The sequence below is a fragment of the Nocardiopsis sp. NPDC006139 genome (genome assembly GCF_040614155.1).
Lineage (GTDB): Bacteria > Actinomycetota > Actinomycetes > Streptosporangiales > Streptosporangiaceae > Nocardiopsis > Nocardiopsis changdeensis.
The window spans coordinates 41,238-54,651 of sequence record NZ_JBEXTT010000020.1; the positions used below are offsets into that span (position 1 = coordinate 41,238).

15 protein-coding genes are annotated in these 13,414 nt (G+C 74.3%); 9 read left to right on the forward strand and 6 right to left on the reverse strand.

The features are described 5' to 3' along the window. Nucleotides 1-71: 71 nt before the first annotated feature. The 6 genes from ABZ249_RS23870 (at nt 72) to ABZ249_RS23895 (ending at nt 3,855) form a co-directional block, all read left to right on the forward strand. Nucleotides 72-656, forward strand: a complete 585-nt coding sequence (locus ABZ249_RS23870; RefSeq protein ID WP_355266766.1) for an XRE family transcriptional regulator — start codon at nt 72-74, stop codon at nt 654-656. A gap of 72 nt (nt 657-728) precedes the next feature. Continuing rightward, complete coding sequence (locus tag ABZ249_RS23875; protein WP_355266769.1) at nt 729-1,406, forward strand: class I SAM-dependent methyltransferase; 678 nt, start codon at nt 729-731, stop codon at nt 1,404-1,406. Next, the gene (locus ABZ249_RS23880; protein WP_355266772.1) at nt 1,403-1,897 is read left to right on the forward strand and encodes a DinB family protein; all 495 of its coding nucleotides are present in this window, start codon (nt 1,403-1,405) and stop codon (nt 1,895-1,897) included. Before ABZ249_RS23875 ends, ABZ249_RS23880 begins: the two co-directional genes overlap by 4 nt. A gap of 42 nt (nt 1,898-1,939) precedes the next feature. Further along, complete coding sequence (locus ABZ249_RS23885; protein ID WP_220560582.1) at nt 1,940-2,497, forward strand: helix-turn-helix domain-containing protein; 558 nt, start codon at nt 1,940-1,942, stop codon at nt 2,495-2,497. A 2-nt stretch (nt 2,498-2,499) separates the two neighbouring features. After that, nucleotides 2,500-3,387, forward strand: coding sequence for a type II CAAX endopeptidase family protein (locus ABZ249_RS23890; RefSeq protein WP_355266775.1), 888 nt, complete (start codon nt 2,500-2,502; stop codon nt 3,385-3,387). Nucleotides 3,388-3,483: 96 nt separating this feature from the next. After that, nucleotides 3,484-3,855: a VOC family protein gene (locus ABZ249_RS23895; protein ID WP_220560584.1), complete on the forward strand. Its 372-nt coding sequence runs from the start codon at nt 3,484-3,486 to the stop codon at nt 3,853-3,855. A 57-nt stretch (nt 3,856-3,912) separates the two neighbouring features. Here the strand turns inward: ABZ249_RS23895 and ABZ249_RS23900 are convergent, their stop codons facing one another. The 5 genes from ABZ249_RS23900 to ABZ249_RS23920 all read right to left on the reverse strand — a co-directional run bounded on the left by ABZ249_RS23900 (nt 3,913) and on the right by ABZ249_RS23920 (nt 9,579). After that, the gene (locus ABZ249_RS23900) at nt 3,913-4,791 is read right to left on the reverse strand and encodes a shikimate dehydrogenase (RefSeq protein ID WP_355266779.1); all 879 of its coding nucleotides are present in this window, start codon (nt 4,789-4,791) and stop codon (nt 3,913-3,915) included. Then, nucleotides 4,788-6,665, reverse strand: a complete 1,878-nt coding sequence (locus ABZ249_RS23905) for a TIM barrel protein (protein ID WP_355266782.1) — start codon at nt 6,663-6,665, stop codon at nt 4,788-4,790. The genes ABZ249_RS23900 and ABZ249_RS23905 overlap by 4 nt, the downstream gene beginning before the upstream one ends. Nucleotides 6,666-6,730: 65 nt before the next feature. After that, nucleotides 6,731-7,732 (reverse strand): DctP family TRAP transporter solute-binding subunit, encoded by a 1,002-nt coding sequence (locus tag ABZ249_RS23910; RefSeq protein WP_355266785.1) that lies wholly within the window; start codon nt 7,730-7,732, stop codon nt 6,731-6,733. A gap of 36 nt (nt 7,733-7,768) precedes the next feature. Continuing rightward, nucleotides 7,769-9,043: a TRAP transporter large permease gene (locus ABZ249_RS23915; RefSeq protein WP_355266788.1), complete on the reverse strand. Its 1,275-nt coding sequence runs from the start codon at nt 9,041-9,043 to the stop codon at nt 7,769-7,771. Next, nucleotides 9,040-9,579, reverse strand: coding sequence for a TRAP transporter small permease subunit (locus ABZ249_RS23920; protein WP_355266790.1), 540 nt, complete (start codon nt 9,577-9,579; stop codon nt 9,040-9,042). The genes ABZ249_RS23915 and ABZ249_RS23920 overlap by 4 nt, the downstream gene beginning before the upstream one ends. A 162-nt stretch (nt 9,580-9,741) precedes the next feature. Here ABZ249_RS23920 and ABZ249_RS23925 point away from each other — a divergent pair, with 162 nt between their 5' ends. Then, nucleotides 9,742-10,743, forward strand: coding sequence for a LacI family DNA-binding transcriptional regulator (locus ABZ249_RS23925; RefSeq protein WP_355266793.1), 1,002 nt, complete (start codon nt 9,742-9,744; stop codon nt 10,741-10,743). A gap of 45 nt (nt 10,744-10,788) precedes the next feature. Here ABZ249_RS23925 and ABZ249_RS23930 read toward each other — a convergent pair whose 3' ends face one another. After that, nucleotides 10,789-11,601 carry an NAD(P)H-dependent oxidoreductase gene (locus ABZ249_RS23930; protein ID WP_355266796.1) on the reverse strand — a complete coding sequence of 271 codons (813 nt, stop codon included), beginning with the start codon at nt 11,599-11,601 and terminating at the stop codon, nt 10,789-10,791. A 130-nt stretch (nt 11,602-11,731) separates the two neighbouring features. Here ABZ249_RS23930 and ABZ249_RS23935 point away from each other — a divergent pair, with 130 nt between their 5' ends. Both ABZ249_RS23935 and ABZ249_RS23940 read left to right on the forward strand, forming a co-directional pair. Further along, nucleotides 11,732-12,682 (forward strand): AraC family transcriptional regulator, encoded by a 951-nt coding sequence (locus ABZ249_RS23935; protein WP_355266799.1) that lies wholly within the window; start codon nt 11,732-11,734, stop codon nt 12,680-12,682. Nucleotides 12,683-12,871: 189 nt separating this feature from the next. After that, nucleotides 12,872-13,384, forward strand: a complete 513-nt coding sequence (locus tag ABZ249_RS23940; RefSeq protein ID WP_355266802.1) for a hypothetical protein — start codon at nt 12,872-12,874, stop codon at nt 13,382-13,384. The last annotated feature ends 30 nt before the right edge of the window (nt 13,385-13,414 follow it).

Below are 13,414 nucleotides of genomic sequence, written 5' to 3' on the forward strand. Positions count from 1 at the left end.
TTCCCGGCCGCCCCGGCCGGGCTTTCCGGAGGGGGACCGCCGAACGCCGGGCCGACCGCTAGATTGCCGACATGGACGACACAGGGGACGACGGCGCGGTGCTGCGGGCCGTGGGCGAGCGGCTGCGGCGGCTGCGCACGGGGGCGCGGATGACCCTCGCCGAGCTGGCGGAGCGGACCGGGATCACCCCGAGCACCCTGTCGCGGCTGGAGACCGGGCGGCTGCACCCCACCCTGGGACAGCTGCTCCCGCTCTCGCGCGTGTACCGGGTGCCGATCGACGAACTCGTGGACGCGCCCCCGGTGGGGGACCCGCGGGTGCACCTGCGCCCGGTGCGCCGCTTCGGCCTCACCTTCGTCCCGCTCACCCGGCGCGCGGGCGGGGTGCAGGCCTACAAGGTGGTCTACCCGCCCGCCCGCACGCTCCCCGCGCCCGAGCTGCGCACGCACGAGGGCCACGAGTGGTTCTACGTGCTCTCCGGCACCGTCCGGCTGGTCCTGGGCACCGAACAGGACCTGCTGCTGGGGGCGGGGGAGGCGGCCGAGTTCGACACCCGTGTCCCGCACTGGATCGGCAACCCCGCCGAGTCGGCCGCCGCGGAGGTCATCGCGATCTTCGGGACCCAGGGGGAGCGCATCCACCTGCACGGGGCCTGAGGCGCCGCCTCCCCTTTTGCGGATCCGCAAGAGAACGTGCGCGGCGGGCGTGGGTGCGCCCACCATGGCGGCATGGAACCAGACACCACCCGATCCCCGTCCGGCCGCGGGTTCTGGGAGCAGCGGTACCGCGACGAGGACCCCTCGGGGCCGCCGCCCGCGCCCAACCCCGCCTTCACCGCACTGGCCGGCGAACTCTCCCTCGTGCCGCCCCCGTCGGAGGGGGCCCGAGCGCTCGAACTCGCCTGCGGCCGCGGCGGGGACGCCCTGTGGCTCGCCGCCGCGGGATGGCGCGTCACCGCCGTCGACATCGCGGAGCACGCCCTCTCCGCACTGGCGGAGCGGGCCCGCCGGGCCGGCCTGGGGGACCGCCTCGCCGTGGAGCGGCACGACCTGGCCCGGTCCGCCCCCGCGCCCGGGAGCCGGGACCTTGTCTACGCGAACTACTTCCACACCGTCGTGGACCTCGACCGCGGCGCCGCGCTGCGCCGGGCGGCGCGGTCCGTGGCCGACGGCGGGGTGTTCGCCGTCATCGACCACGGCTCCAGCGCGCCCTGGTCCTGGGAGCAGCGCGACGACCACCCGAGCGCAGAGGACCTGTGGCGCTCGCTCGGCCTCGGGGCCGGCTGGACCCTCCTCGTGTGCGAGGGGCGTTCCCGGCTCGCCCGCGGCCCCCACGGGGGGACGGCGACGGTGGTCGACACCGTGGTGGCGGCGCGCCGCCGGGCGGGCGGGGGTGAGCGCGCGTGAGCCCCGCGGGACCGCGCCGCCGGGACCGGCCGCCGCCCCGGACCGGCCCCGGTGAGAAGGCGGTGCTCACCGGTTTCCTGGACTACCTGCGCGGGAGCGTCCTGGCCAAGGTGGACGGGGTGCCGGAGCACGACCTGCGCACCCCCCGGGTGCCCTCGGGCACCAACCTCCTCGGGCTCGTCGAACACCTGGCCCACGTCGAGCGCTTCGTCTTCCTGGGGGAGCGGGCCAGCGACTGGCAGGCCACCTTCCACGCCGCCCCGGACGCGAGCCCGCGGGACGTCGTCCGCGGGTACCGGGAGGCCGTCGCGGCCGCCGACCGGGCCATCGCCGCCTGTCAGGACCTGGACCTGCCCGCCCACGCGGGCGGCCCGGGCGGGCCCGCGCCGTCGATGCGGTGGGCGCTGGTGCACATGATCGAGGAGACCGGCCGCCACGCCGGCCACCTCGACATCCTCCGCGAGCTGGCCGACGGGGCCACCGGCCGTTGATATCGGATTTGATAACATTCTCAAAGTTGATAACGTAAGGGCATGGCCACCGCCGACGTCCTCCTCCACCCGGTGCGGCTGCGCGTCGTGCAGTCGCTGTTCGACTCCGACCCGCTGACCACGGCGCAGCTGCGCGACCGCCTCCCCGACATCCCGCCCGCGACCCTGTACCGGCACATCGCCGTCCTGGTCGAGGCCGGCGTCCTGGAGGTGGTGGAGGAGCGCCGCGTGCGCGGGGCCGTGGAACGCGGCTACCGGCTGAGCCGGGGGCGCGTGGAGGTCGACCCCGAGGCCCGGGCCGCGATGACCGCGGACGACCACCGCCGCGCGTTCACCGCGTTCGCCGCCTCGCTGATGGCCGACTTCGACCGCTACCTCGACCACGAGGACGCCGACCCCGTCCGGGACGGCGTCGCCTACCGGCAGGCGGCGGCCTGGCTCACCGACGAGGAGCTGGCCGACCTGGTCGCCCGGATCGGCGAGCTGGTCCTGGCCGCGGCCGGGCGCGGCCCGGGCGGCGGGCGGCGGCGGCGCGTCCTCAGCTACCTGGCGGTACCCGACTCCCACCGGGGCCACGGGGCCCCGCGAGAAGGAAAGTGATCATGTCCGACACCCCCCGAACCGCGGTGGCGCCCGAGTCCGGCCGGAGGGGGCCGGCGCCGGCCCGCAACGGCCCGCGGTGGCTGCGCCCCGCCCTGGTGCGCATCGTGCTGCTGACCGTCCTCTTCCTGGCGGTGCAGGCGCTCGCCGCCCAGTTGATCCTGCCGGTGATGGACCGCCCCCTGTGGGCCCAGACCCTGGGCGTGGGGATCGCGGTCCTCACCCTGCTCCTCTACGCCGCCATGGTGCGCCTCACCGAGCGCCGGGGCGTCACCGAACTGCGCGTCACGGCCCTGCCCCTGGGGCTGGTGGGCGGTTCGGTGCTGGGCGTCGCGCTGTTCGCGGCGGTGATCGGGATCATCGCCGTGCTCGGCGAGTACACGATCACCGGCCGGGGCCCGGTCGACGGCGTCATGGCGGCGATCGGGCTGATGTGCGCGGTCGCGGTCATCGAGGAGGTGATGTTCCGCGGGGTCCTGCTGCGCGTCCTGGAGGAGGTCACCGGCCCGTGGATCGCGCTGGCGCTGTCCTCGGTGCTCTTCGGCGCCATGCACATGGCCAACCCCGGGGCCACCCTGTGGACCGGGACGGCCATCGCCGTGGAGGCGGGCCTGATGCTCGGCGCCGCCTACCTGCTCACGCGCAGCCTGTGGCTGCCCATCGGCCTGCACCTGGGCTGGAACCTCGCGGCCTCGGGGATCTTCGGCACCGCGGTCTCCGGCGTCGACCACGGGGAGACGAGCGTGTTCACCGCCACGGCCTCGGGCCCCTACCTGCTCACCGGCGGCGACTTCGGACCCGAGGCGAGCCTCACCGCGGTCCTCGTGTGCAGCGTCCTCACCGTGCTGTTCCTCCTCCGGTTCCGGAAGGGGTCCCGAGCGGACCGCTGACCCGCCGCACGGGGGACGCGGGCCCCGCGGAGAGCCCGCCACGCCCGCGTCCCACCGCCTTGACCGGTCCGGCGGCGGCTCCTAGGGTCGTGCACCATGGAGCCCATCGCCACGTTCAGCCTCGTCGCGCTCGACTGCCCCGACCCGGCCGGCCTGGCCGAGTTCTACGCTGCGGTCACCGGTTGGCGGGTCCGCCCCTGGGAGGACGACTCCTGGATCCAGCTCGTGAGCGACACCGGTGCCACGATCGCCTTCCAGAAGGCGCCCGGCCACGTGCCGCCCGAGTGGCCCGGCGACGAGCGCCCGCAGCAGCTGCACCTGGACTTCGACGTCCCCGACCTCGACACCGGCGAGCAGCGGGTGCTCGCGATCGGTGCCCGCAAGGCCGGGTTCCAGCCCGCCCCGGACTCCTTCCGGGTCTACCTCGACCCGGCCGGGCACCCCTTCTGCCTCGTGCGCTCCGGCTGACCGCGGGGCGGGACCCCGCCCCGGGCCCCGCCCCGCGGCGCCCGCGCCGTGCGCACGTCACCCCGCGGTGAGCCCGGCGAAGTGGGCGGCCATGCGGTCCCGGTCGGGGACCAGGCCGGTGATCAGCTCGAAGGCCTCCACCGCTTGGAGCACGGCCATGCGGCCGCCGGGCAGCACGCGGCATCCGCGCCGCTCCGCCGCGGCGACCAGTGCGGTGCGCAGCGGACGGTAGACGAGGTCGGCCACCCACAACCGGGGCTCCAGCAGTTCGGCCGGGACGGGCAGCCCCGGATGACCGGCCATACCGCTGGGGGTCGCGTTCACCAGGCCGTCGGCGGCCGCGACCCGTTCCCCCACGGCTCCGGGCGGGACCGCGGAGCACGACCGCCCGGGGAACCCGGCCCGCAGGCTCCCCACCAGCTCGGCGGCGCGTTCGAGGTCCAGGTCGACCACGGTCAGGTGCTCGGTGCCGGAGCCGAGCAGGGCATGGGCCGCGGCGGCCCCCGCCCCTCCGGCGCCCAGGAGCACCACGCTGCGGCGCGCCGCGCCCGGCAGCCCCTCCTCCAGGGCCCCCAGGAACCCCGACCGGTCGGTGTTGTGGCCGACGGCCGATCCCTCGTCGAACACCACGGTGTTGACCGCGCCCACCGCGGCGGCGCCGGGGGCGAGCGCGTCCAGGTGGGGCAGGACCAGCCGCTTGCACGGGTGGGTGATGTTGAGGCCGTCGAAGCCGTAGCGCGGTGCCGCGCGGACAAGCTCCCCCACGGCCTCGGGGGGCAGTTTCAGGACGTCGATGTCGATCGTCCGGTACACCAGCCGGCGTCCCAGGGCGGCGGCCTCCCGTTCGTGCATCGCCGGGGTGAGGGACGGGCCGATCCCCGCGCCGATCAGTCCGACCAGGAAGGACCGCTCCGGCACGGCCGCCGTCCCCCTCACGCGGCGCGCTCCGTCCGGTGGACCGCCAGGCGCACCGGGGTGTTGCGCGCCCCGTAGCCCGCGTAGCCGCCGATGCGCTGGACCACCTCGAAGAAGAGGTGCCCGTCCAGCAGCGGTGTGAAGAAGTGCAGGAACTCGCCCCGGCCGTCGGGGTCCCGGTCGTGGAGGATGTTCAGCCTTCTCATGTGCTCTCTTCGGTGCGGCGGCAGGTCGGTACGCGCCGCCAGGTCGTCGTAGTAGTTGTCGGGGACCGGTAGGGTCCGCAGCCCGGCCGCCACCGCGGCCTCGGCCACGGCGACGGCGTCCTCGCAGGCCAGGGCGATGTGCTGGACTCCTCCCGCGGTGTCGGCCCGGGGTCCGTCGCCGACCAGTGAGACGTTCAGCGCGATCCGCGGCCCGCCCCCGGCGATCGCCAGGGCCCGGCTGCGGATCAGCCCCTCCGGGGAGGCCAGTTCCGTGCTCTCCCCCGGGGACAGGCCCAACAGGGCGGTGTAGAACAGCGAGGCCTCGTCGAAGTGGGCGAAGGGCTGGTGCAGCCCCACGTGGTCGATCCCGGTGAGGGCGGGGCCGCCTCCGGAGTGGACGTCGCCGACCGCGGGGGCCGAGAAGTCCGACAGCCAGGGCTCCTCCCCGCCGTCGCCGGACGGGCAGAGGAAGACGGCGGTCCCGTCCGGGGCCGCGACCGCGTGCAGCGGCGTCTCGGACGGGTCCTGCCGCCGGGCGAGGACCGGGGAGCACAGGCGCTCGGCCCGGGCGGCGGAGCGTTCGGGGGAGTCCAGGACCAGACCGAGCGCGGTGACGGAGGCTGCGCCGTCCCAGGTGTGTCCGAGCCGGGGGTCGGCCGCGTTGAGCAGGATGCGGGCGGGACCGTGCTCCCACAGCTGCACCGGCTTGGAGCGGTGGTCCCGGGTGTGGGCGAAACCCAGGGCCGCGAGCATGGGCCGGATCCTGCCGGCCGCCTCCCCGGCCGCGGCCACCTCCACGAACCCGAAGCCCCGCGGAACCTGCGGTTCGGGCAGTCGGGCGAGCGTCACGGACGGCCTGTCCCCGGGCGGGGCGTCCCGGCGGGCGAGGGCGTCCTCCAGGACGGTGAGCGAGCGCAGCGCGTCGGCCGCGGTCCGCCCGGGGTCGCCCGCCCGGAACACGTCGTTGAACACCTCCAGGGACAGCGGCCCCGTGTACCCGGCGGCGAGCACGTGTCCGGTGAACGCGGCCAGGTCGAAGCCGCCCTGGCCGGGGAAGCACCGGTGGTGGCGGCTCCACTGGAGCACGTCCATGCTCAGCCGCGGCGCGTCCGCGAGCTGGAGGAAGAAGAGCTTCTCCCCGGGGATGCCGCGGACGCCCTCCGGGTCGTCCCCGCGGGAGAGGATGTGGAAGCTGTCCAGGCACAGCCCGAGCGACGGGTGGTCGGCCCGGCGGACGAGTTCCCAGGAACGGCGGTAGGTGGACACGTGGGTCCCCCAGGCCAGGGCCTCGTAGGCGACCCGGACCCCGTAGCGTTCGGCGGTCTCGGCCAGCAGCCGCAGTTGGGCGGCGGCCCGGGCGTCGTCGTCGATCGCCGACGTTGTGGCGTTGGAGCACACCAGGACGGTGTCCGCGCCCAGTTCCACCATGAGGGCGAACTTGGCCTCGGCCCGCCGCAGGTTCGCGGCCAGCGTCGCGTCGTCCACGCCCTCGAAGTCACGGAAGGGCTGGTAGAGGTCGATGGTCAGGCCCAGGTCCCGGGCCAGGGCCCGGATCTCCCGGGGGCGCAGCGGGGAGGCGACGAGGTCGTTCTCGAAGATCTCCACCCCGTCGAAGCCGGCCCCGGCCGCGGCACGCAGTTTCTCCTCCAGGGTGCCGCTGAGGCAGACGGTGGCGATGGAATGCCGCATGTGGGCGTCCTCCGATTCCGGTAGGGGGCGCGGTCGGGACCGCGCCCGTTCGGGTGCCGGGCGGGTCAGCGGGCGTCCTGGAAGCCCTGGTAGAGCTCCAGCTCCTCGCCCTCGAGGTTCCGGGCGAAGTACTCCCGCGCCCGCTCGCGGAAGGCCTCCACGTCGACGTCGTCGACGACCTCCATGGCCCCGGTCTCCTCCCATTCGGCGAGGGTCTCCGCTTCGGCCTCCTCGATGCAGGCGCGGTTGTCCTCGCGGACCGAGGACACGGCCTCCTGGAGCGCGCGTTGCTGCTCCTCGGTCAGGCCGTCCCAGGTGGTTCCGGAGACCACGATCATCTGCGAGCCGATCTGGTGGCCGGAGAGGCTGATGTGGGACTGGACCTCGTCGAAGTTGTCCGCGGCGACGGTGGCGATGGGGTTCTCCTGGCCGTCGACGATGCCCTGCTGGAGTGCCATGTAGACCTCCTCGAAGGCGACGGTGGTGGGGCTGGCCCCCAGGGCTTCGGCGTTGGCGAGGTAGACGGGGGAGTCGGGGAAGCGCATCCGCAGCCCCTCCAGGTCTCCGGGGGTGCGGATCGGCCGGTCGGCGGTGAAGTGGCGTTCCCCGAAGTACCAGACGTCGAGGATGTGGGTGCCGGTGGCCTCGGCGAAGCCGTCCTTCATCGCGTCGGCGGCCGGGGAGTCGAAGAAGGAGAACATGTGGTCGACGTCGTCGAAGGCGTAGGCCGCGTCGAAGACCCCGATGGGGGAGTAGGCGGCGCCCAGTGCGGCCGAGCCCTGCACGTCCATGTCGATGTCCCCGGACATGACGGAGGCGAAGGTCTCCGTGTTGCTGCCGAGTTGGCTGTTGGGGAAGGTCTCGACGGTCAGGCCGACGCCGGCCTCGGCCACCCGCTCGGCGACCAGGTCGATGCCGCAGCGGGTGTGCGGGTGGTCCTCGGTGTAGCTGTTGGAGAAGGTCAGGGTGGTGCCCTCCGCCCCGTCGCCGTCGCCGGAGGCGGAACAGCCGGTCAGGGCCAGGGCGGCGGCCAGGGCGGGTGCGGTCGTGCGAAGCAGGCGGTTCACTTCGGGTCTCCTTCTGGGGTGGGGGGAGGGGCGGGGTCACAGACCCAGCAGTCCGGGAAGGAACAGGACGAGGTCCGGGGCCAGGGTGAGCAGGAGCAGTACGGCGACGATCGGGACCAGAAACGGCGCGGTGCCGCGGAAGACCTCGTGCATGGGTGTGCGGGTGGCGGAGCCCAGCACGAAGAGGACACCGCCGATGGGCGGGGTGAGCAGGCCGATCATCAGGTTCACGATCACGATGACCCCGAAGTGGACCGGGTCCACGCCGAACTGGGCGGCGATGGGGAGCAGGACCGGGACGGTGATGACCAGGGCGGCCATGGGCTCCAGCAGCGCGCCGATGATGATCAGAGCGACGTTCACCATGATCAGGAACACCACGGGGCTGTCGGTGAACCCGAGCAGGAAGGAGGCGACGTCCTGCGGGACGCGCTCGCGGGCCAGGACCCAGCCCAGCAGCCCGGAGGCGGCCAGGATGAGGGCGATGGAGGCCGTCGTGGAGGCGGTCTCGACGGTGATGTCCCACAGGGAGCGCAGTGTGAGCCGGCGGTAGGCCAGGCCCAGGAGAACGACGTAGGCGACGCCGACCGCAGCGGCCTCGGTGGGGGTGAACAGGCCGCTGAGGATGCCCCCCAGGAGGATGACGGGGGCGCCCAGCGGGCCGATGACCCGCAGCCCGGCCCGGCGGAACTCTCCCGGTTCGGCCCGCCGTCCGGCGAGCTCGGGCCGCCTGCGGCTCCAGAGGAAGACGTACAGCGCCAGCCCGAGCGCGATGAGCAGGGCGGGGACCACGGCGGCGGCGAAGAGGGCGGCGGTGGACACCGCCGCGACCGAGGCGTACACGATCGCGGGGATGCTCGGCGGCATCACCGGGCTGATAAGGCTGGAGGACGCGGTCAAGCCCAGGGTGAACCGACGGGGGTAGCCGCGCCCGGTCATCGCCGGGACCATCATCTTCCCCGTGCCGGCGACGTCGGCCATGGCGGCGCCGCTGATCCAGGAGAACCCGAGGCTGACACCGATGTTGACATAGCCCAGGCTGGCCCGGACCCGCCCCAGGAGCACCTGTGCGAAGGCGAAGATGCGGTCGGCGATGCCGGTGTGGTCGGCGACGACCCCCAACAGGATGAACAGCGGGACGGCCAGCAGGGGGAAGCTGTTGACCTCCTGCGCTGCGGTGCGCAGGCTCAGTCCGGTGGACTGGTCGGTCAGGGACATGTACACCAGGCAGGGGCCCAGGATCGCGAACGCCACCGGTACGCGCAGGACCAGCAGGACGAGGATGCCCAGGATCACCGGTACCGCGCTCATCGGGCCTCCTCGCTCGGTCGGGTCTCCAGGGCCGGAGGCGTGGGAAGCAGGGTGTTGAGCAGGGCCCGCAGCCCGGCCAGGGCCAGGCCGGCCATGGGGACGGCGTAGGTCCAGGACAGCGGGACGCCCAGGGCGGGGGTGCGCTGGGGCGAACCGCCGAAGACCAGTTCGGCCGCGTCCAGGACCAGCCCCGCGGCCACCGCGGCCACGACGAGGTTCGCCAGGACCCACACCGTCCGCAGTGCCCGGCCCCGGAGGAAGAGGTCGACGATCTTCAGAGTGATGTGCTCGTCGCGGCCGACCAGGTACCCGGCCAGGGCGAAGGCCAGCCACACGAGTCCGTACCGGGCGAGTTCGCCGGTCCAGACCCAGCCGGCCACCGGCAGGTGGCGCTGCACGGCCTGGGTGAACATCAGGGCGAAGACCATCGTGAGCATGAGCGCCCCGGTGGTCAGTTCCGCCTTCTCGAGCCACCGGGAGGCGGTTGCCAGGGGGCGCGGGATCAGGGGGGCGGGTGGACGGGAAGAGGCTGTCATGGGAGTGGGGTTTCCGGTCGGCGGGGGGTGTTCGTGCTGATCAGCGGAGTGAGTGTGGCGTGGGCCACTTTCTGCTGAGTTGTGCCGTGAACTCTAGGTTTCGGGCTTATCGAATGGCAAGCGATTGCCAAATGTTGCCGCGGGAGGGTAGGAACGGGAGCCATGAGCTCCCCCCGACGCACGACCATCTACGACGTCGCCCGCGAGGCGGGCGTGGCCGCCTCCACCGTCTCCCGCGCCCTCAACAACCCCCGCCGGGTCAACCCCGCCACCCGCGAGCACGTCCTCGCCGTCGCCGAGCGCCTCGGCTACCGGCCCGATCCGCTGGCCACGGCCCTGCAGTCCGGGCACAAGGCGACGATCGCGATGCTGGTCCCCGACATCACCAACCCCCACTTCTTCGGCACCATCCGGGGCGCGGAGAAGCGGGCCAGTGAGGCGGGGCTGACCTTCATCCTCGCCAACACCGAGGAGTCGGCGGACAACGAGCGCAACCGGATCGAGCGGCTGTCCCGGTCCGTGGACGGATTCGTCCTGGCGGCCAGCCGCATGCGGGAGGAGACCACCCGGGAGCTGGCCCGCGAGTACAACCTCGTCCTGGTCAACCGGCAGGTCGAGGGACTGCCCAGCGCCGTGGTGGACAACGGTGCGGGCAGCCGCCAGATCGTTGAGCACCTGGCCTCGCTGGGACACCGGTCCCTGGTCTACCTCTCCGGGCCGCACCGCTCCTGGCCCGCGGCCCAGCGCTGGCGGGCGCTGCGCGCCGCGGCCGAGGCGCGCGGCATGGCCGCGCGGCGGCTGGGCCCCTTCCCGCCCAGGGTCGAAGGCGGCGGGGTGGCGGCCGACGCCGGGCTGGGCGCGGGCGCCACCGCCCTGGTCGCCCACAACGACCTGCTCGCCATCGGCGTGCTGCGGCGGCTCGCCGAACGCGGCGTGGCCGTCCCCGAACAGGCCAGCGTGGTCGGCTACGACGACATCTTCGGCGCAGACCTGTGCGTTCCCGCGCTGACCACGGTCGCCGGGCCGCACGAGGAGGCGGGGCGGGCCGCGGTGGAGCTCCTCACCCGCAAGGGGTCCCTGTCGCGCTCCCAGCCCGCCCCGCAGCAGGTGGTGCTCTCCTCCCACCTGGTCATCCGCCGGTCGACCGGCCCGGCCCCGCGCTGACCCGGCCGGCTACGCGGGCCGGACGCCCGCGCCGGCGGGGCCGGGTCAGCGGTCGGCCTCCCCGTCCCCGGCCAGGTGGATGCCCAGGTCGGTGCGGCCGGGAAGCAGGTCCTCCCGCAGCGCGCGCGTGCCGTGGTAGTCGCCGTCCCGCAGGCGGCGGAACGGCCGGGCCCGCTCGGTGTCCAGGGTCTTCAGCCGGTCGCGCAGCCGCCCGGCCTCGTGCTCCAGGCCCTCCGCGTCCAGGGAGTCGGCGTCGTGGACCACGTGCAGGTCCAGCACGTCGATCCCGACGTACCACAGGGTGCCGTGGGTGAGGGGGAACAGGAGGGAGTCGAGGTCGCCGCTGATCCCGCGGGGCCCGATGGAGCGCTCGTCCTCGCCCGCCGTGACCACGACGAGCGCGCGGCGCCCGGCCAGCCCGCCGTCGCCGTAGCGGCGGGGCAGGCCGGAGGCCGGGTCGAGGTCGCCGTAGGCGAACCCCTGGGTCAGCACCCGGTCGAACCAGCCCTTGAGGATCGCCGGCGGCCCGTACCACCACAGCGGGAACTGCAGGACGAGCAGCTCGGCCGCGGCGAGTTTCGCCTGCTCCTCCCGGACGTCCGCGGGGAGCAGGCCCCGGGAGTACGCCTCGCCGGCGAGTTCGGCGACGTTCCCCGGGCGGCCCGCCGGCTCCCCCAGGTCGCGTTCTGCCAGCACGGGATCGAAGCCCTGGGCGTACAGGTCCGAGGCCGTCACCTCGTACCGCTCCGCCAGGGCCTCGGTCCCGGCCCGGAAGAGCCGGTCGTTGAACGACCCGCGGCGGGGGTGCGCGTACACCCACAGGGCGGTGCCGGGTTCGGGCCGGTGGGCGATGGTCATGGTGCGCCTTTCCGTGTCGGTGCGCGGCGGCCGGAGCGGTCCGCCGGACGCCCTCCAGTCAAGCCGCCACCGTGAGACGGGGGAATACCTCCGAGGCTCGGATCGATACGCGATCGTCTAGGCTGGCGGCATGGACACGCTGAGCGAGGTGCTCGACCACATCCGTTCCTCCGGCGCCCTGGTCGGGCGGAACCTCATGTCGCCACCGTGGTCGATCGGGTTCGACGAGGGCGCGTCGATGACCCTCGTGACCATGCTGCGCGGGGACGGGTGGATCGTCCAGGAGGGGGCCGGGCCCGTGCGCCTGTCCAACCGCGACCTGGCGGTCGTGACCGGCCCGCGGCCGTTCGGCGTCACCAGCGACCCGGACGCGCGGATCGCCCCCCTCTACGTCCTGTCCGCCCAGGGGACCTGCACCGACGGGGCGGGGAGGGCGCTCGCCCCGGAGGACGTCTCCCTGGGCGTGCGGACCTGCGGTACCCGCCTCGACGCCGAGCACGCGCTGCTCACCGGTTCCTACACGGCGACCGGGCGGATCGCCGACCGCCTGCTGACCGCCCTGCCGCGCGTCCTCGTGGTCCCGGGGCGGCACCGGCGCTCGGCGCCCCTGGAACTCCTGGAGGCCGAGATCGCGCGCGACGAGCCCGGCCAGCAGGCGGTGCTCGACCGCCTGCTGGACCTGGTGCTGGTCGGCACCCTGCGCGACTGGTTCGCCCTGCCGGAGGCGTCCGCGCCCCGCTGGTACCGGGCCGCGGCCGACCCGGTCGTGGGACCCGCGCTCAGCGCGATCCACGACGACCCCGCCCGGCCGTGGGACGTGGGGAGCCTGGCGCGCGAGGCGGAGGTCTCGCGCGCGACCTTCGCCCGCCGGTTCACCGAGGTGATGGGCGAGCCGCCCATCTCCTACCTCACCGGCTGGCGCCTGTGCCTGGCCGCCGACCTGTTGCAGCGCAGCGACGACAGCATCGAGTCCATCGCGCGCCGGGTGGGCTATTCCAGCGCCTACGCGCTGAGCGCCGCCTTCGTGCGGGAGTACGACGTCCGCCCCGGCCGCCACCGCGCCCTGGCCCGGGCCCTGTAGGGGCGCTCCGGCCGGGGAGCCCGGGGTCTCCGCGTGTCGCTCGGGGGCGATCCGGTGTCATCTTGGCGCCATGAGGTGTGTCGTGGCGCCATCCCATTCCTGCTGTTCAGGGGAGTCGTATCCCTCTTTCTGGTGGGTTCGGCGCAGATATGCCTTTGAGTTGCGCCATCTGTGTGCCACTATGGCGCCATGGATCTCACGTCATATGTCGCCGCGCTGAGGGACGAACTCGCCCTCGCCGCCGAAGCGGGCGGGGACGACGCCCGGGCCCTGGCCGAACGCCTCGTCGCGCCCCTGGACTCCGCCGCCCGCCTCATGCTGCTCAACGTCCTGTCCGACGCCATGGCCGAGGTCACCCGCGAGCTGGCCCCGGGATCGGTCGACGTCCGCCTGCGCGGCCGCGACCCCGAGTTCGTCGTCACGCCGCCACCGCCGGAGCCCGAGGCCGCCGGCGTCCGGGCCGCCCGGCCCCTGCCGCCCGCGCCGCCCGCCGACGCCGAAGGCGAGGGCGGCACCGCCCGCGTCAACCTCCGCCTGCCCGCCCACCTGAAGGGCCGCCTCGACGCGGCCGCCGAGCAGGAGGGCCTCTCGACCAACGCCTGGCTCGTGCGGGTCGTCGCCACCGCCCTCGACCCCGCCGACCTCCCCGCCTCCCGCGCCCGCGGCGGCGGCCGCGAGAGCTTCACCGGATGGGTCCGATGAACCCCCGCCCGTCCGCCCCCGACCGTGAGG